The organism is Streptomyces sp. NPDC002324 (genome assembly GCF_053593335.1).
In genome coordinates, this window is sequence record NZ_JBSFCF010000008.1 from 181,576 (window position 1) to 198,832 (window position 17,257).

Annotated in this window: 17 protein-coding genes; 10 read left to right on the forward strand and 7 right to left on the reverse strand. The window is 73.5% G+C overall.

Annotated elements, in window-relative coordinates; all coding sequences use genetic code 11:
* Window positions 1-493: 493 nt before the first annotated feature.
* Both ACWCRJ_RS14085 and ACWCRJ_RS14090 read right to left on the reverse strand, forming a co-directional pair.
* Window positions 494-1,345 (reverse strand): transglutaminase-like domain-containing protein, encoded by an 852-nt coding sequence (locus ACWCRJ_RS14085; RefSeq protein WP_450939531.1) that lies wholly within the window; start codon window positions 1,343-1,345, stop codon window positions 494-496.
* Window positions 1,346-1,362: 17 nt separating this feature from the next.
* Window positions 1,363-2,433: a GNAT family N-acetyltransferase gene (locus ACWCRJ_RS14090; protein ID WP_450939532.1), complete on the reverse strand. Its 1,071-nt coding sequence runs from the start codon at window positions 2,431-2,433 to the stop codon at window positions 1,363-1,365.
* Window positions 2,434-2,573: 140 nt separating this feature from the next.
* Here ACWCRJ_RS14090 and fdxA point away from each other — a divergent pair, with 140 nt between their 5' ends.
* Window positions 2,574-2,891 carry a ferredoxin gene (gene fdxA / locus ACWCRJ_RS14095; protein ID WP_005480604.1) on the forward strand — a complete coding sequence of 106 codons (318 nt, stop codon included), beginning with the start codon at window positions 2,574-2,576 and terminating at the stop codon, window positions 2,889-2,891.
* A 188-nt stretch (window positions 2,892-3,079) separates the two neighbouring features.
* Window positions 3,080-4,180, forward strand: a complete 1,101-nt coding sequence (locus ACWCRJ_RS14100; RefSeq protein ID WP_450939533.1) for a bifunctional succinyldiaminopimelate transaminase/glutamate-prephenate aminotransferase — start codon at window positions 3,080-3,082, stop codon at window positions 4,178-4,180.
* Between the two features lie 104 nt (window positions 4,181-4,284).
* On the opposite strand, the gene ACWCRJ_RS14105 is transcribed toward ACWCRJ_RS14100, so the two are convergent.
* Together ACWCRJ_RS14105 and ACWCRJ_RS14110 are read right to left on the reverse strand one after the other, a co-directional pair.
* Window positions 4,285-4,698 carry a hypothetical protein gene (locus ACWCRJ_RS14105; protein WP_046915569.1) on the reverse strand — a complete coding sequence of 138 codons (414 nt, stop codon included), beginning with the start codon at window positions 4,696-4,698 and terminating at the stop codon, window positions 4,285-4,287.
* 312 nt (window positions 4,699-5,010) lie between these two features.
* Complete coding sequence (locus ACWCRJ_RS14110) at window positions 5,011-6,015, reverse strand: heavy metal transporter (RefSeq protein ID WP_450939534.1); 1,005 nt, start codon at window positions 6,013-6,015, stop codon at window positions 5,011-5,013.
* Window positions 6,016-6,145: 130 nt separating this feature from the next.
* Between ACWCRJ_RS14110 and dapE the strand changes: the two genes are divergently transcribed.
* On the forward strand, window positions 6,146-7,225 hold the full coding sequence (gene dapE, locus ACWCRJ_RS14115) for a succinyl-diaminopimelate desuccinylase (protein WP_450939535.1): 1,080 nt from the start codon (window positions 6,146-6,148) through the stop codon (window positions 7,223-7,225).
* 105 nt (window positions 7,226-7,330) lie between these two features.
* On the forward strand, window positions 7,331-8,089 hold the full coding sequence (locus tag ACWCRJ_RS14120) for an LOG family protein (RefSeq protein WP_450939536.1): 759 nt from the start codon (window positions 7,331-7,333) through the stop codon (window positions 8,087-8,089).
* 147 nt (window positions 8,090-8,236) lie between these two features.
* Here the strand turns inward: ACWCRJ_RS14120 and folP are convergent, their stop codons facing one another.
* Window positions 8,237-9,097, reverse strand: coding sequence for a dihydropteroate synthase (folP, locus tag ACWCRJ_RS14125; protein WP_450939537.1), 861 nt, complete (start codon window positions 9,095-9,097; stop codon window positions 8,237-8,239).
* Between the two features lie 119 nt (window positions 9,098-9,216).
* On the opposite strand from folP, the gene ACWCRJ_RS14130 reads away from it, so the two are divergent.
* Both ACWCRJ_RS14130 and ACWCRJ_RS14135 read left to right on the forward strand, forming a co-directional pair.
* Complete coding sequence (locus ACWCRJ_RS14130) at window positions 9,217-9,567, forward strand: DivIVA domain-containing protein (RefSeq protein WP_450939538.1); 351 nt, start codon at window positions 9,217-9,219, stop codon at window positions 9,565-9,567.
* The gene (locus ACWCRJ_RS14135; protein ID WP_450939539.1) at window positions 9,564-10,151 is read left to right on the forward strand and encodes a DNA-3-methyladenine glycosylase I; all 588 of its coding nucleotides are present in this window, start codon (window positions 9,564-9,566) and stop codon (window positions 10,149-10,151) included. Before ACWCRJ_RS14130 ends, ACWCRJ_RS14135 begins: the two co-directional genes overlap by 4 nt.
* 59 nt (window positions 10,152-10,210) lie before the next feature.
* On the opposite strand, the gene chcB is transcribed toward ACWCRJ_RS14135, so the two are convergent.
* Window positions 10,211-11,002: a 2-cyclohexenylcarbonyl CoA isomerase gene (gene chcB / locus ACWCRJ_RS14140; protein WP_450939540.1), complete on the reverse strand. Its 792-nt coding sequence runs from the start codon at window positions 11,000-11,002 to the stop codon at window positions 10,211-10,213.
* Between the two features lie 375 nt (window positions 11,003-11,377).
* Here chcB and ACWCRJ_RS14145 point away from each other — a divergent pair, with 375 nt between their 5' ends.
* Window positions 11,378-11,545 carry a DUF3117 domain-containing protein gene (locus ACWCRJ_RS14145; protein ID WP_003966491.1) on the forward strand — a complete coding sequence of 56 codons (168 nt, stop codon included), beginning with the start codon at window positions 11,378-11,380 and terminating at the stop codon, window positions 11,543-11,545.
* Window positions 11,546-11,659: 114 nt separating this feature from the next.
* Here the strand turns inward: ACWCRJ_RS14145 and ACWCRJ_RS14150 are convergent, their stop codons facing one another.
* Window positions 11,660-12,361, reverse strand: coding sequence for an O-methyltransferase (locus ACWCRJ_RS14150; RefSeq protein WP_450939602.1), 702 nt, complete (start codon window positions 12,359-12,361; stop codon window positions 11,660-11,662).
* A 270-nt stretch (window positions 12,362-12,631) separates the two neighbouring features.
* On the opposite strand from ACWCRJ_RS14150, the gene sigE reads away from it, so the two are divergent.
* The 3 genes from sigE to ACWCRJ_RS14165 all read left to right on the forward strand — a co-directional run bounded on the left by sigE (window position 12,632) and on the right by ACWCRJ_RS14165 (window position 17,165).
* Window positions 12,632-13,333 (forward strand): RNA polymerase sigma factor SigE, encoded by a 702-nt coding sequence (gene sigE, locus ACWCRJ_RS14155; RefSeq protein ID WP_046706113.1) that lies wholly within the window; start codon window positions 12,632-12,634, stop codon window positions 13,331-13,333.
* Entirely contained in the window at window positions 13,330-14,532 is a 1,203-nt protein-coding gene (locus tag ACWCRJ_RS14160; protein WP_450939541.1) for an anti-sigma factor family protein, read from the forward strand. The genes sigE and ACWCRJ_RS14160 overlap by 4 nt, the downstream gene beginning before the upstream one ends.
* 1,028 nt (window positions 14,533-15,560) lie before the next feature.
* Complete coding sequence (locus ACWCRJ_RS14165; protein WP_450939603.1) at window positions 15,561-17,165, forward strand: S1C family serine protease; 1,605 nt, start codon at window positions 15,561-15,563, stop codon at window positions 17,163-17,165.
* The last annotated feature ends 92 nt before the right edge of the window (window positions 17,166-17,257 follow it).

A 17,257-nucleotide genomic window follows, 5' to 3' on the forward strand; every position in this document is an offset into this window, starting at 1 on the left:
CCGCCGGACCGCGAGGAGTCAGGCGCGCGGACCGGCGACGCGCCGGACACATCGCGGCTCCACAGCACGGCCGAGCCCAGCACGATCGGCTCGCCCCCGCCCGACAACCGACACCCACGGCGCACAGGCGCCGCACGGCGGACGGCACCGCGCGGTGGGAGAGCGCTGCACGGCGAGCAGGCATCCCGCTGCGGACAGACACCCCACAGCGAACAGAGACCCTGTAGCGCACGGCGCCTCGCGGCGCACAGGCGCCGCACGGCGGACTGCACCGTGCGGCGGGCAGGCGCGCCGCACGGCCGGAAGTCGCTGCACGGCGGGCACGTATCCTCAGCGGACAACCACCCCGCGGCGCACAGCCGTGGGCACGGCGCACAGGCGCCGCACGGCGAATCGGCGCCCCACGGCACGCGCGCCCCGCAGCCAACAGGGCGCCCCACGGCACTCGCGCCCAGCAGCCGACAAGGCGCCCCACCCCGCCGCCGCCCGCGCCTCAGTTGAGCAGCGCCCGAGCCGCTCCCGCCTGCCGGCGCACCTTCTCCGCGGCCCCCTCGTCCACCCCGCCCACCACCTCGGCGTACTCCTCCAGCGCGGCGGCGCCCCGCACGTACTCCCCCCGCTGCACGAGCAACCGCGCCCACTCGTACCGCAGCCGCGCCGGATGCGAGGGCATCGCCAGCGACAACTCCAGCGCCCACAGCGCGACATCCGTCCGCTCGGGGCGGGCGGCGGCCCACGCCCGTACGTTGTTGAGGACCCGCACCACCACGTCCAGCGGATCGGCCGGCGTCAGCATCGCGGGATCCAACGGGGCGCCCGTCGCCCCCGCGACCAACAGCTCCGCATCGCTCCCGGTCAGCACGCGCCCCCCGTCGAACGGATCGGCGAGCACCTGCTCCTCGGGCGGCCCGAACCCCACCACGAAGTGCCCCGGCAGCGCGACCCCGTAGACGGGCGCGCCCGCCCGCCGGGCCACCTCCATCCACACCACCGACAGCAGGATCGGCAGCCCCCGCCGCCGTTCGAGCACCTGGTGGAGCAGCGACGACTCCAGCCGCTGGTAGTCGCCGGGCGAGCCCCGGAACCCGTAGCGCTCCCCGAGCAGTCCGGCCGTCGCGACCGCCCACGCGCGAGGTGCACCGGGCCGGTACGGCATCAGTCCCGCCAGCCGGTCGAGTTCGATCCCGGCGGCGTCGATCCCCGCCTCGTCGAGCGCCCCGTCACCCGCCGCGCCGACCAGCAGACACAGCAGGGCCAGGTCCGGCCGCTCGGCCCGCGCCTCCTCGGCGAACCTCCGCCGCACCTCGTCGGCCCGCTCCGGCTCCGGAGGGCGCGGCGCCGGCACAGCCGGCTGATGCCCGCTCACGACGCCCCGTCCGGCCCGGAGCCGGAACCCGTGCCGGTACGGGCACCCGAGGCACCACCGGGCACGGCGTCCTCCGGCCCCGGCTCCCGGTAGTGGTGGTACGCGTGGTGCGCCGAGAACCCCATCCCCCCGTACAACGCCCGCGCCCCCGCGTTGTCCGTCTCCACCTGCAGCCAGCCCGCCGAGGCCCCCTCGTCCAGGGCTCGCTGCGCCAGCGCCGCCATCACGGCCGTCGCGAGCCCCCGCCGCCGCTGGGCGGGATCGACCTCGACGGCGGAGAACCCGGCCCACCGCCCGTCCACGACGCACCGCCCGATGGCCGCGGGCCCCGCGCCCTCCGCCCCGGGCACGGTCGCGAACCACACCGAGGGCCCGCTCCCGAGCACTTTCAGCGCGACCTCGCCGAGGCCCTTGCGCTGGTACCGGCCGAGCCACGCCTCGTCCGCGCTCCGGGACAGCCCGACCCCGCCCGCCTCCCGGTCCGAGACCGGCGCGAGCGCCCCGGTCCACACCTCGGCGGTGACGGCACTGACCCAGCCGCGCTCCGCCACCTCGGCGCAGAGCATCTCGTGGGCGCCCTCGGCGCCCGTGGCCAGCTGGAGGAACGCGGGCAGCCCACGGGCGGCGTACCAGCGGCGTACGGCCGTCAGGGCCTCGTCCAGGGGCATTCCGGGGTCGCCGAGGGGCAGCACCGAGTTGGCGCGCCGGGTGAATCCGGCGGCGGCCCGCAGCTCCCACTCACCGAGCGACTCCCGCTCGACCGGCTGCCAGGACCGCGCCGCGACCCGCGCCAGTTCCGCGAACGAGGCGGCCGGGCCACGCCGGCGGGCGGGGGCGGCGGGAACCACCTTCCCGGCCACCAGCGACGACTCCTCGATCCGCACCCGCTCCCCGTCCCGCCGGGTGATCAGCAGCACGCCGTCGTCCCATGATGTGAGAACACCAACCGTGTCGGTGAATTTCCCACCCCCGGCGGGATCGTCGTCGATGCGCCGCACGGACACGCGTTTGCCCACGTCAGCGGCGGAGACACGGATCGTGAGACGTCCACCGGCAGAGATTTCCACAGGTCCGTCCACCCCTCCTGTTCGGATCATGCCCAGGAACGGAGATACTAGGTGCGGGCATCGACGACGCCGCGCTCCCGCGCGCCAGGCGGCGGAGCCTGAGGAGGCCCGCCGGCGCCCTACCGAGGAGGAACGACAGCGTGACCTACGTCATCGCGCAGCCTTGTGTCGACGTCAAGGACAAGGCATGTATCGAAGAGTGCCCGGTCGACTGCATCTACGAGGGCCAGCGGTCCCTCTACATCCACCCGGATGAATGCGTCGACTGCGGTGCCTGCGAGCCGGTGTGCCCGGTGGAGGCGATCTTCTACGAGGACGACACCCCGGAGGAGTGGAAGGACTACTACAAGGCGAACGTCGAGTTCTTCGACGAGCTCGGCTCGCCCGGTGGTGCCAGCAAGCTCGGCCTGATCGAGCGCGACCACCCCTTCGTCGCCGCACTCCCGCCGCAGGCCTGAGAGCGACGCCGCGGACCCCGGGGTGACGCCCCGGCGGCCCGCATCCGCGCCGCCTCGGTCCCGTACGGCCCGGTCACCATGATCGCCGTACGGGACCGAGGCGTTCGCCGTACGGGCGGTACGCACGAGCCCGTCCCACCGCCCGGGAACGTACGGACGAGACCGCACGAGAAAGCGAGCCAGATTTCGTGTCCGCAGTCAGCGACCGCCTCCCCACCTTTCCCTGGGACAAGCTGGAGCCGTACAAGGCGACGGCCGCCGCCCACCCCGGCGGCATCGTCGACCTGTCCGTCGGCACGCCGGTCGACCCGGTGCCCGAGCTGATCCAGAAGGCGCTGGTCGCGGCGGCGGACTCGCCGGGCTATCCGACGGTCTGGGGCACCGTCGAGCTGCGCGACGCGATCACGAACTGGCTGGAGCGCCGTCTCGGCGCCCGCGACGTCACCCACCACCACGTCCTGCCGATCGTGGGCTCCAAGGAACTCGTCGCCTGGCTCCCCACCCAGCTGGGCCTCGGCCCCGGCGACCGGGTCGCGTACCCGCGCCTGGCCTACCCGACGTACGAGGTGGGCGCCCGGCTCGCCCGCGCCGAGCACGAGGCCTACGACGACCCCACGTCGCTGGACCCGGCCGGCCTCAAGCTCCTCTGGCTGAACTCGCCGTCCAACCCCACCGGCAGGGTCCTGTCGAAGGCCGAGCTGACCCGGATCGTCGCCTGGGCCCGCGAGCACGGCGTGCTGCTGTTCTCCGACGAGTGCTACCTGGAGCTGGGCTGGGACGCCGACCCGGTCTCGGTCCTCCACCCGGACGTCAACGGCGGCTCGTACGAGGGCATCGTCGCCGTCCACTCCCTCTCCAAGCGCTCCAACCTGGCGGGCTACCGCGCGGCCTTCCTCGCCGGCGACCCGGCCGTCCTCGGCCCGCTCCTGCAGATCCGCAAGCACGGCGGCATGATGACCTCGGCCCCGACCCAGGCCGCCGTCGTCGCCGCCCTCGGGGACGACGCCCACGTCCACGAACAGCGTGCCCGGTACGCCGCCCGCCGCGAGGCTCTGCGCGAGGCCCTGCGGGCGCACGGCTTCCGCATCGAGCACAGCGAGGCCAGCCTCTACCTCTGGGCCACCCGGGGCGAGTCCTGCTGGACCACCGTCGCCCACCTGGCCGACCTGGGCATCCTCGTGGCCCCCGGCGACTTCTACGGCCCGGCGGGCGACCACCACGTCCGCGTGGCCTTCACGGCGACGGACGAGCGGGTGGCGGCAGCCGTGGAGCGCCTGGCCGGGGCGTAGCGCCCGCGCCCCGCACGGCCTCGGCCGTGAGACCTCACCGCGGCCGCGGACAGCCCGAAGGGGCCCGGGAAACCCCGGGCCCCTTCGGACGGTTCGGCCGGACGTCAGCCGAGCGGGCTCTGGGCCGGCAGCTGCCCCGTGGGCAGTCCGCCCTTGGTCGCGGTCTTCGTCGTGTCACCCAGCACGGTCCCGGCGGACCCGGCGGTCTGCCCGGCCGCCTTCTGCGCGACGGGCGTCGTCGTCTTGACGGCCTTGCCGCCGGTCTTGCTCACGGTCGGCAGCGTCTGCTTGGCCGCCTTGGTGCCGGTGTCGCTCGCGACCCCGGTGACGTTCTGCGTCGCGCCGTCCACGGTGGAGCCGGCGTTGGCCCCGTCCACGGCGGACAGACCGCCGAGGTTCGGGGTGGCCGGGAGTTCGGGCGCCGCACTCGCGGAGCCGGCCGCACCGACCACGGAGGCCGCTCCCGCTGCGGTCAGCAGCGCGGCACGGGCGATCCGGCGGGTCAGGGGGAGGGACATGGTGCTCCTTTGACGGAAGAGAACGTTGAAGTGTCCGAGCGTGCCCGGGAGTTGACCGTTCCGGGCTCGGACGCAGTGACTACCGCTCGAAGCCCCTGAAGGTTGCGGCGACCCGACGTAAAGAGTTGGCAATGCGTCGCATTATCAAATGCGGATTCAGTCGGACAAACGCCACCCGGTCCGACAGTCTGCCGAATCCTTACGGCCCTGTGGCCCCAACGCATCCCACGACATGGGGGTGAGTAGCCGGCATCCCGCGCACCCCGTCCACCCCGCGCGCCGCGCATCCCCCGCACGGGTGAGGCTCGCGGGCTACTGTCCAGTGACGATTCGGACCTCGGTGGCGGAGCCCGCCCCCTCGCCGGCCGTGCCGGGGACCTTGCGCCAGGCACCGGCCCGGCCCTCGGCGACCCACTCCCGGCCCGCGAACGTGACGCGCTCGACGCCCAGCCGGGAGGAGTTGGCCACGGCCCAGTGCGCCAGCTCCCAGCCGCGCCGCGGGACCTGTTCGGCGTCACCGGCGTCCGTGAGGGGGATGGTGACCGTCCCGGAGCCGGGGGAGACGCTCGGACTCGGCGACGGGCTCGCCTCGGCCGAGGCGCCGCCCTCGGAACTCACCACCGCCGCGGCCGACTCGAACGCGTCGTCCCCGAAGTCCCGCGCGAGCGCGCCGCGCACTGCCTTGGGCCCGCCCGCGTAGGCGGTGCCGGTCGTCTCCCGGCGCCCCTCGCAGGTCAGCGAGGCCGCCGACCGCCCGGTCAGCGCGGCCGCGAGCAACGTGGCGTCGGGCTCGTGCTTGGCGTACGCCTCCGGGTAGCCGCTGCGCTGCACCTTCTGGGCGGCGACCGTCAGCGGCAGCCGCTCGTAGTCGGCGACCTTGACGAGGTGCTCGTAGAACTCGCCCGCCGCGTACACCGGGTCCTGGATCTGCTGCTCGGTGCCCCAGCCCTGCGAGGGCCGCTGCTGGAAGAGGCCGAGGGAGTCCCGGTCGCCGTGCGCGATGTTGCGCAGACCCGACTCCTGCAGCGCGGTCGCCAACGCTATCGTCACGGCCCGCTCGGGCAGGTCGCGCGAGGTGCCGACCGCCGAGATCGTCGCGGCGTTCGCCGCCTGCTCGGGGGTGAACTCGTAACTCTGCCCGTCGTCCGTCCCGGACACGACCACGCACCGCGGGGTACCGTTCCCCCCGGTCAGATACTGCACGGTGAGATACGCCCCGATCGCGGCGAGCACGACGAAAGCCGCCATGAACTGCAGCACGCGACGGCCGCGACGGCGGGGACGGGGACCTGGGGGGAAGGGGTACGGCTCCGACACGCGGTCCAAGGTACTGGACGGTAATGGCCCTCGTGCAGGTCTTGTGAACAGTGATGTGAACAGCGGGACGGGAGTGACGGAATCCGCTCGCCGGGCGGCCCCGTCCCGGCGGCGCGTTAGGGTCGGGGACATGGCCGAGACCCCCATTGACCTCACGCTGGACGCCGCGCTGCTCACCGCGCGGCTCGTCGACTTCCCCTCCGAGAGCGGCACCGAGAAGCCCCTCGCGGACGCGATCGAGAGCGCCCTGCGTGCCCTGCCGCACCTCACGGTCGACCGGTACGGCAACAACGTCGTCGCCCGTACGAACCTGGGCCGGGCGGAGCGGGTGATCCTGGCCGGCCACATCGACACCGTCCCCATCGCGGACAACGTCCCCTCCCGCCTCGACGAGGACGGCGTCCTGTGGGGCTGCGGCACCTGCGACATGAAGTCCGGCGTCGCGGTCCAGCTGCGCATCGCGGCCACGGTCCCGGCCCCCAACCGCGACCTGACCTTCGTCTTCTACGACAACGAGGAGGTCGCCGCGGACCTGAACGGCCTGAAGCACGTCTCCGAGACCCACCCCGAGTGGCTGGAGGGCGACTTCGCGGTCCTCCTGGAGCCCACGAACGGCGAGGTCGAGGGCGGCTGCCAGGGCACCCTGCGGGTCCTGCTGACGACCAAGGGCGAGCGGGCCCACTCCGCCCGCGGCTGGATGGGCTCCAACGCCATCCACGCGGCGGCCCCCATCCTGGCCAAGCTGGCGTCCTACGAGCCGCGGTACCCGGTCATCGACGGCCTGGAGTACCGCGAGGGCCTCAACGCGGTCGGCATCTCCGGCGGCGTCGCCGGCAACGTCATCCCCGACGCGTGCGTGGTGAAGGTCAACTTCCGCTACGCGCCCGACCGCACCGAGGAGGAGGCCATCGCCCACGTCCGCGAGGTCTTCGCCGACTGCGGGGTCGAGGAGTTCACCGTCGACGACCACAGCCCCGGCGCACTGCCCGGCCTGTCCCACCCGGCGGCCGCGGCCTTCATCGAGGCGGTCGGCGGCACGGCCCAGCCCAAGTACGGCTGGACGGACGTCTCCCGCTTCAGTGCGCTCGGCGTCCCGGCCGTCAACTACGGCCCCGGCAACCCGCACCTGGCGCACCGCCGCGACGAACGCGTGGACCCGGCGCTGATCCTGGCGGGCGAGGAACGCCTGAGGTCCTGGCTGACGGCGTGAGGCGTCCCGGGTGACGGATCACGGGCGGACACGCTCACGTCCCCCGTCCGTAACCCGTATGGATCTACGCTGAGGTGAACCACCAGCACGGCGGAGGGAGCGGACATGGCGACCGGCAACCCCGAGGGCAAGAAGCAGCCACCGGACGAGCAGCGGCTGGGGCCGGTGCTGCGCAGACGAGGTCAGGTCCAGGCGAGCACCACGGACCAGCGGCTGCTGGACGCGGGCGGCCCCTCGGACTGGGTCCACACGGATCCGTGGCGTGTCCTGCGCATCCAGTCCGAGTTCATCGAGGGCTTCGGCACGCTCGCCGAACTCCCGCCCGCGATCAGCGTCTTCGGCTCCGCCCGCACCCCGGCCGACTCGCCGGAGTACGAGGCGGGCGTCCGGCTCGGCCGCGGCCTGGTGGAGGCCGGCTTCGCCGTCATCACCGGCGGCGGCCCGGGCGCGATGGAGGCGGCCAACAAGGGTGCCCTCGAAGCGGGCGGCACCTCCGTCGGCCTCGGCATCGAGCTGCCCTTCGAACAGGGCCTCAACCCCTACGTCGACATCGGGCTGAACTTCCGCTACTTCTTCGTCCGGAAGATGATGTTCGTCAAGTACGCCCAGGGTTTCGTGGTCCTCCCCGGCGGTCTCGGCACCCTCGACGAACTCTTCGAGGCACTCACCCTCGTCCAGACCCAGAAGGTCACCCGCTTCCCCATCGTCCTGTTCGGCGAGTCCTACTGGAGCGGCCTCGTCGACTGGCTCACGAACACCCTGATCGCCGAGGGCAAGGCGGCGGAGAAGGACCTGACCCTCTTCCACGTCACGGACGACGTGGACGAGGCGGTGGCCCTGGTCTCGAAGGAGGCGGGCAGGTAACCTCGCGGGTCCCCCGCACCCCGTTCTTCAGGGGCGCGGGGAACTGCGCGAACGGGGCCCGGGGCGGAGCCCCGATTCTTCGACGCGGGGCCGCAGGGGGCGCGCAGCCCCCTGCGGGACGGGTAGGGGCGGCGGGGGCGAAAAACCCTAGGCCAGCCCCCGCCGGGCCACCGCGGGCACCCGGTGCCCCGCGAGGGAAGCCACCATGTCCACCACCTGCCGGGTCTCGGCCACTTCATGCACCCGGTACACCTGAGCCCCCAGCCAGGCGGAGACGGCGGTGGTGGCCAGCGTCCCCACCACCCGTTCCTTCACCGGCCGGTCCAGGGTCTCGCCCACGAAGTCCTTGTTGGACAGCGACACCAGCACCGGCCACCCCGTGGCGACCATCTCCCCGAGCCGCCGGGTCGCCTCCAGACTGTGCCGCGTGTTCTTCCCGAAGTCGTGCCCCGGATCGATCATCACGGACTCCCGGGGCACCCCCAGCGCCACCGCCCGCTCCGCCAGCCCCACGGTGACCCGGAGAATGTCGGCCATCACGTCGTCGTACTCGACCCGATGCGGCCGCGTACGAGGCTCCGCCCCACCCGCGTGCGTACACACCAGCCCCACCCGGTACCGCCCCGCGACCTCCGCGAGCCGGGGATCGACCCCGCCCCACGCGTCGTTGAGGACATCCGCCCCCGCCTCGCACACGGCCTCGCCGACGTCGTGCCGCCAGGTGTCGACGCTGATGACGACCTCGGGGAACCGCCGCCGCACCTCCGCGACGAACCCCACGGTCCGCCGCGCCTCCTCCGCCGCGCTGACGTCCTCCCCGGGCCCCGCCTTCACCCCGCCGATGTCGATGATCGCCGCGCCCTCGGCGACCGCCTGCTCCACGCGCGCGAGCGCGGGCTCGTCCTGGAAGGTGGCCCCCTGGTCGTAGAACGAGTCGGGGGTCCGGTTCACGATCGCCATGATCACCGGCTCGTGCGGGCCGAATTCCCGCTTGCCCAGCCTGAGCATCCGCTGTGACCTCTCCCAGTACGTCCCGCCGATGGACGGCCTTGCCCAACCGCCTGCGACCTTAACTGTCAGACTCGCATGGCACGATCGGAGCCGAACACACTCGAGGGGACCCAGCGATGTTCATGTTCTTGTTCCTGGTCGTCGCGCTCGCCGTCGTGGTCGCCGCGGTGACGCTCGCCGTCGTGGGCGGCGGCGACAACGCGGTGCTGCCGGAGGCCGAGGGCGAGCGGCTCCAGGACCCGCTTCCGGCGGACCGCCCGGTCAACCGCGCGGACGTCGAGGCGCTCCGTTTCCCGGTCGCCGTGCGCGGCTACCGCATGGCGGACGTGGACGACGCCCTCGGCCGGCTCAGCGCCGAGATCGCCGAGCGGGACGCCCGGATCGCCGACCTGGAGTCCGCCCTCGCGGGCGCCCACGCGCCGTCCGTGACCTCGCTGCACAAGCCGGAGGAGGGTGAGCACCGGTGACCGACGGCACCGCCCTGGCCGGCCCCGACGGCGCACCGCGCTGCCCCTGGGCCCTGTCCACCGAGGACTACGTCGCGTACCACGACGAGGAGTGGGGCCGCCCGGTCCACGGCGACGACGCGCTGTACGAGCGGCTCTGCCTGGAGGCGTTCCAGTCCGGTCTCTCCTGGATCACCATCCTGCGCCGCCGCGAGGGCTTCCGCTCCGCCTTCGCCGACTTCAAGATCGCCTCGGTCGCCGCGTTCACGGAGGCCGACCAGGAGCGACTCCTCGCCGACCCCGGCATCATCCGCAACCGCGCCAAGATCGAGGCCACGATCGCCAACGCGCGCGAGCTGTCCGGCTGGGCCCCGGGCGAGCTGGACGAGCTGATCTGGTCGCACGCGCCGGACCCCGCGACCCGCCCGGTCCCCAGGACCCTCGCGGACGTCCCGGCGGTCACCCCCGAGTCCACCGCCCTGTCGAAGTCCCTCAAGAAGCGCGGCATCCGCTTCGTCGGCCCGACGACGGCGTACGCGCTGATGCAGGCCTGCGGCCTGGTCGACGACCACCTGGAGACGTGCGTCGCCAGAAGCGCCCCCTGAGGGGCCCGGGGAACCGCGCGACCGTCCGTTCGGACCCGCGGTTCCCGCTCGCCGAGCGGTCAGCGCCCCAGATACTCCGGCGTCTGCTTGTTCACGAACGCCCGCACCGCGATCCCGTGGTCCTCCGAGGCTCCTGCCCGCGTCTGCAGTTCGTCCTCCTTCTCCAGGGTCTCGGCGAGCGAGTGGGAGAACCCGTAGGCCATCGCCTCCTTGATCGCCGCGTAGGCCACCGTCGGCCCCTCGGCCAGCATCCGCGCCACCTGCTCCGCGGCCGTGTGCAGCGAGGCCGCCGGCACGATCCGGTTCGCGATCCCCAGCTCGTACGCCTCCTGGGCCTTGATGCTGCGCGGGAAGAGCAGCAGATCGGCGGCCCGGCCGGGGCCGATCACCCGGGGCAGGGTCCACGACACTCCGGAGTCGGCGGTGAGCGCGACCCCGGCGAAGGAGGTGTTGAAGGAGGCGGAGTCGGCGACCACGCGGTAGTCCGCCGCGAGCGCGAAGCCCAGGCCGGCGCCGGCGGCCACCCCGTTCACCCCGGCCACCACGGGCTTCGGCATCTCGGTGAGGGCCTTCACCACGGGGTTGTAGTGCTCCCTGACCGTGCTCATGACCTGCCCCGAGCCCTCGGCCAGCAGCCCGATGTGTTCCTTGAGGTCCTGCCCCACACAGAAGGCCCGCTCCCCGGCGGCGGTCAGCAGCACCGCGCGCACCGCGCCGTCCCCGGCGGCCGCCTCCACGGCCTGCCGCAGGGCCACCTTCGTCGCGATGTCCAGCGCGTTCATCGCCTCGGGGCGGTTGAGCGTGATCGTCGCGAGTCCGTCGTGCACCTCGTAGAGCACGGTGTCGGCCATGGGGGTTCCCCTCCGGTGTCGCGCAGGCGACGTACTGGTCAGTACGCCCTCGTCACAGCACAGCATGGCGGAGATCACGGGGGACGGCCGGGGCCGGACGTGTGACCTGCGTCAAAGAATCACCAATGGCCGAGCACCCGCCCGGGACCGTGCGGTGGCGCAGTATCGCAGTCACACCGCCGAATTGGGTGGTTTTGCTCGCGCGCGTTGCCCAAGCGATGCCTACCGATGTTGGTCATCGGGTCATGAGATGCGGGATAATGGCCTGGAAGCAATGTGTTCGATGCCGGTGTCGCGTGTCCCCTGGTGGGCCCGCGCCTGCCCTCCCGGGCCGTCGGCTTAGGCGATGAGCTGGTTTCAGGAAGGGGTACGAGCATGGCGGCCATGAAGCCGCGGACGGGCGATGGCCCGCTCGAGGTGACCAAGGAGGGGCGGGGCATCGTCATGCGAGTTCCGCTCGAAGGCGGCGGACGGCTCGTCGTCGAGCTGACCCCGGACGAGGCAGACGCCCTCGGCGACGCCCTCAAGAAGGTCGTCGGCTGACGCGCGTAGCGACCATACCCTTTCAGTCGCCCCGGCACCGCCCCACTCGGCGGTGCCGGGGCGCTGTTGTGCCGGAAGGCCCGCGGGGGCCGGACGGGCCCCGTGGGGTGTCCCTCAGCGCTTGACCGCGCAGAGCAGACCGTCGCCCACCGGGAGCAGGGACGGCACGAGTTCGGAGCTCTCCCGGACCGTGCGCAGCAGCTCCCGCAGACGTATGACCTCGGTCGGCTGCGGGTTGGAGTCCACGGTGCGTCCGCTGGCGAAGACACCCTCGAAGGCGACGAGCCCACCGGGTCTGAGCAGCCGCAACGATTCAGCGAGGTAGTCGAGGCACTCCAGCCGGTCGCCGTCGCAGAAGACCAGGTCGTAGCCCGCGTCCGCGAGCCGCGGCAGCACGTCCAGCGCGTGGCCCGGGATGAAGCGCGCGCGGTTGCTGGCGAAGCCGGCCGCGCGGAACGCCTGCCGGGCGAACTGCTGGTGGTCCGGCTCCGGATCCACGGTGGTCAGCACCCCGTCCGGCCGCATACCGTGCAGCAGATGGATCCCGGAGACACCGGTCCCGGTCCCGATCTCCGCCACCGCCTTCGCGTCCACGGTGGCGGCGAGCACCCGCAGCGCGGCGCCCGTGCCGGGCGACACCGAGCGCAGCCCTGCCTCCCGGGCCCGGTCGCGGGCCCAGCGCAGCGCCTCGTCCTCGGCGACAAAGGCGTCGGCGAACGCCCAGCTCGTCAGCCGGTTGCCGGTAATGACCCTCTCCTTATGTCCCCGTGGTTGCCTGGGCGTGACTGTATCCGTTGCCGTCGGGAACCTCCTGATGGGACCGGTCGTTTAAAGGGATGAGTGAGTGACGGGGGCCGCGACGGGGGGCACGGGGTGGATCGGTCCGACGAGCGGGCGCGGGCTTCGGGGCTGGTGCTGACGGAGCCACCTGGGCCGTGTCAGCGAAATGAGCCACATCGGCGCACATCAATTTCTTATAAAACCGCTTATCCGGAGCTAACGGGCGAGGTGGCTATGGTAGGGGCTCCACTGGACACCACCAGAGCCGACAGGGGAGGTGCGGCCGCGCCTGTGGATCGGGGAGGAGTGCTACGGCGCTTTCTCGGATCGGCGGGCAAGCCGAAATCCGTGAACGACACCGCTGACCACAGCCACGCCGCCGTCGCACAGACCGCGACCTTCACCACGGACGCGCACGCGCAGGCGTGGACTCCGCCCACCTGGGAGGAGATCGTCAGCACCCACAGCGGCCGCGTCTACCGGCTCGCCTACCGTCTGACCGGCAACCAGCACGACGCCGAGGACCTCACCCAGGAAGTCTTCGTACGCGTCTTCCGCTCCCTGTCGACGTACACCCCCGGCACCTTCGAGGGCTGGCTGCACCGCATCACCACCAACCTCTTCCTGGACATGGTCCGGCGCAAGCAGCGCATCCGCTTCGACGCCCTCGGGGACGACGCGGCCGAGCGCCTGCCCAGCCGCGAGCCCACCCCGCAGCAGATCTTCAACGACGCGCACTTCGACGCGGACGTCCAGCAGGCCCTCGACACCCTGGCGCCCGAGTTCCGCGCCGCCGTCGTCCTGTGCGACATCGAGGGACTGTCGTACGAGGAGATCGCCGCGACCCTGGGCGTCAAGCTCGGCACGGTCCGCTCGCGTATCCACCGCGGCCGCTCCCAGCTCCGCAAGGCCCTGGCGCACCGCTCCCCGGAGGCCCGGGCCGAGCAGCGCCGCGGGTTCACGGTGCCGCGGGTGCCCGTGCTGGGAGGAGGGGGCGCGACCGCGTGAGTGGATCCCGTCCTACGCCTGCCGAGCAGCACCTGGGAGACCGCCTCTCCGCCCTGGTCGACGGAGAACTCGGTCATGAGGCGCGTGACCGCGTCCTGGCACATCTCGCCACCTGCGGGAAGTGCAAGACGGAGGCGGACGAGCAGCGCCGTCTGAAGAACGTCTTCGCGGAGGCCGCCCCGCCGCCCCCCTCCGAGAGCTTTCTGGCCCGGCTCCAGATGCTTCCGGCGGGCGGCGACAGCGGTTCACCGCTGTCCGGTGGCCTCGCGGGAAGAATCGGGGGCGCGGCCGGCGGGCCGAGCCTGCCCGATCCCGCCGATTCCCGTGACTTCGCGGGCTTCGGTGTGTACGGAGCCGGCGGCGGCTCCTTCGGATACGTCCCGTCGGGACCACACGGCGGCTCTCTGACACCGTCGGAGGGCCGTGGGGTACTGGGCGGCCGGGGTCCGACCGGCGGCCGTGGCTTCCTCGGTGACCGGGGCTTCCTGGGCGGGCGGGGTTTCCTCGGCGACCGCGGGACGCCGGGCGACCGAGGATTCCTGGGCGGCGGACGCGACCTCCCCGGCGACGGGGACGCGGACGACCGTGCGGACCGGGAGGAGAGAGCCACCGACGGCACCCGGGGCACGGGTGAACGGGGCTTCCGCATCCACGCCGTGAGCCGGCCGGAGTCCGAGCGTTCGGCCTCGCGCGGCATGCGGTTCGCCTTCGTGGCGGCGGGCGCGGTGTCGCTGGCCGCGATCGCCCTCGGCGGTGTGACCGGCGGGGCGCCCGTCGAGACGGCGGACGCCCGGGGCGGTCCCGGCTCCGGCAGCAATGTCACCCCGCTGCGGACGCAGGCCGCGGGCACGGTTCCGACCCCCGAGTCACAGCGCCGCCGGGGATCCACCATGGGGCCGCTGCTCGGGCAAGGGCACCAGTCCCTGGGCGAGATGCCCGTCGCCCCGACGGAGATCGCCGCGCCCCTGCTGCCCGGAGTCCCCGCTCCGGCCGGCCAGGACCGTCAGGCGATACACCCGCTGACCGCGCCGGTGCCGGTCGGCGCGGCTGTCCTGTCCCCGCTCATAGGTCCGCTCACCGCCGTACCACCGCTGCAGCTGACCGACTGGTCCTCCGCGCCGGAGCTCACGGGACCGGGCCTGCTGACGGCCCCCGACACCACCTCGTCTCCCACACCCACCTCCCCCGTCCTCCGCTGACACCCGAGTTCTGCGCGCCGGCCCGCGAACCTGGTTGAATCCGGGGTGGGCCGTGTCCGCCCGGGCCGCTCCCGGCCCGAGGCACTCGGCGAACGGTGGGCGGCGGGCCGGTCCTCGGGACGGGCCCTAGGTGTGGGGAGAGCATGAACGAGGGGAAGCCCACGAAGGCGAAATGGTGGAGCCGCCCCCGAGCGCACGGCCCGGGGGCCGACACAGCGGGGGACCACGGAGACGCCCGGGGTTCTGCCGGACCGACGGCAACCCCCGTCTCCACGGGGACCGCCGGGGCGGCGGGGCTCGGGGGAGCCGTGGGGCATGCTGACTCCGCGGGGTCCGACCGGCCTACGGAGGCCGGCGGAGTCCCGGGGAGCACCGGGGCGACGACGGGGACTGTCGACGCGGTCCGTGGGGAAAACACCGAGGGTGACTTCGAGTTGGAGCGGCCGGTGACGGTGACCGATCCCGTCGGGGGCGAGGCCCGGGGCGGCTCCGACGCCTCTTCCCACGCGAACCATGCGGACCATGCGAACCATGCGGACTCCGACACCGAGTCCGACTTCGAACTGGCCCGCCCGGCTGCCGAAGCCACGCTCCGGTCCCGCACCTCGACGACCCCCGACCCCGGGCGCGACACGGACGGCGACTTCGAACTGGAGCGACCGGCGGGCGCGGGTGGGAGCGGTGCGGCGAGCGAGCCGGGCGGTTCGTCCGCGGAGTCCGGATCAGCCGCGCCCGGATCAGCCGAGCCCGGATCCGCCGAGTGGGGATCCGCCGAGGCCGGATCCACCGTCTCCGCGAGCGTTCCACCCGGCACCACCGTCGCCTCGGCCCGGCCCTCGGGCGGAACAGGGGCCCTGAGCGCCTCTGGCGCGCCCTCTGAGGGCCCCGAGCCGCTGCACGCCCCTGATCCCTACAGCACCCCTCCCTACGGCGAGCCCGGCCCCTGGGCGCCCGCTCCGCCGGTCCAGCACCCGGCGACGACTTCCACACACGCGACGACAGCCGAGACGGGGCACCCGGCACCAGCCGTGCCCACGGCAGCGGGGGCGCAGCCGCACGACGAGGTGGCCCCGGCCGAAGTGCCGACACGCACGATGCCGACCGCCGCGACGCTCACCGAAGCGGCCTCGACGACACCGCCGCCCGCCCCGGTGCCCCCGGCCCACGAGACCCCCGTACCGGCGACCGCCCACCAGCCCGCGACGGCCACCCTGTACGCGGCCGCGCCCGGGCCCGGCGCGGCCGCGCATCCCCCGGGCGCCTCCTACGCGTATCCCTCCCAGCCGGGGCCACCGCCTTTCGGTGACTCCGCGCAGGCCGTGCCGCCGCCCTACGCGGGCGGGTCCGCGCCCGCCCCGGCCGCCTACGCGGACGGATCTCCACCGGCGCCGGCCGCCTACGCCGATCCCGCGCAGCCGCACCCCGCCGCCCCGCAGGGGCCCTGGCGGAACTACGACCCGTGGGCCGGGTCGGGGTCGCTGCAGCAGAACGGGGCCGCGGTGGACGACGGGGCGCGGCGGCGCCGGCGGAGGGGACGGGGTCTGCTGGTGGGGGCCGTGCTGATCGCCGTCGTGGCCGGTGGCGTCGGCGGAGCCGTGGGCGCGTATCTGGAGCGCAACGGCGGGGTCGGGGCGGTCGAGCTGCCGCAGACCGGTGACGGGGTGACCGGGCGGGCGCCCGACAGCGTCGCGGGTATCGCCGCCGGCGCGCTGCCCGGTGTCGTGACCCTGCATGTGAGCGGGGCGAGCGCACAGGGCACGGGCACCGGCTTCGTGCTCGACGAGCGGGGTCACATCCTCACGAACAACCACGTCGTCGACCCCGCCGGTACGGACGGCGAGATATCGGTGACCTTCAGCGGCGGCGAGACCGCCAAGGCCACCGTCGTCGGCCGGGACACCGGCTATGACCTGGCCGTCGTCAAGGTGTCCGGCGTCAGAGGCCTCGAACCGCTGCCCCTGGGCAACTCCGAGGAGGTGCGGGTCGGCGACCCGGTCGTCGCCATCGGCGCCCCCTTCGACCTGGCCAACACCGTCACCTCCGGCATCATCAGCGCCAAGGAGCGGCCCATCACGGCCGGCGGCGAGAGCGGCGACGTGAGCGACGTGTCGTACGTGGACGCGCTGCAGACGGACGCGCCGATCAACCCCGGCAACTCCGGCGGACCGCTCCTCGACGGCAAGGGCCGGGTGATCGGCATCAACAGCGCCATCCGGTCCGCGGGCGGCGGCTCCGAGTCGGACGGCGGCCAGGCCGGGTCGATCGGGCTCGGCTTCGCGATCCCCATCAACCAGGGCAAGCGCGTCGCCGAGGAGCTGATCAACACCGGTAAGGCGAGCCACCCGGTGATCGGTGTCACCCTCGACATGGACTACTCCGGCGACGGCGCCCGGATCGGCGCCAAGGGCGACTCGGGCGCGGCCGGGGTCACCGAGGGCGGCCCCGCCGACCGGGCGGGCATCCGGCCGGGTGACGTCATCACCGAGGTCGACGGCCAGCGGGTCCACTCCGGCGACGAACTGATCGTCAAGGTCCGCGCCCACCGGCCCGGCGACCGGCTGGAGCTGACCCTCCTGAGGGACGGCAGCGAGCGGACGGTCACGCTCACTCTCGGTTCGTCCGCCGGCGACTGACCGTCGGCCGACGGTCAGTACGCCGCCGCCGTCCAGGCCGTCGGCCGGCGCCCTGGACGGCGGCGGCGTACTGACAGCAACGTCACAGGCGG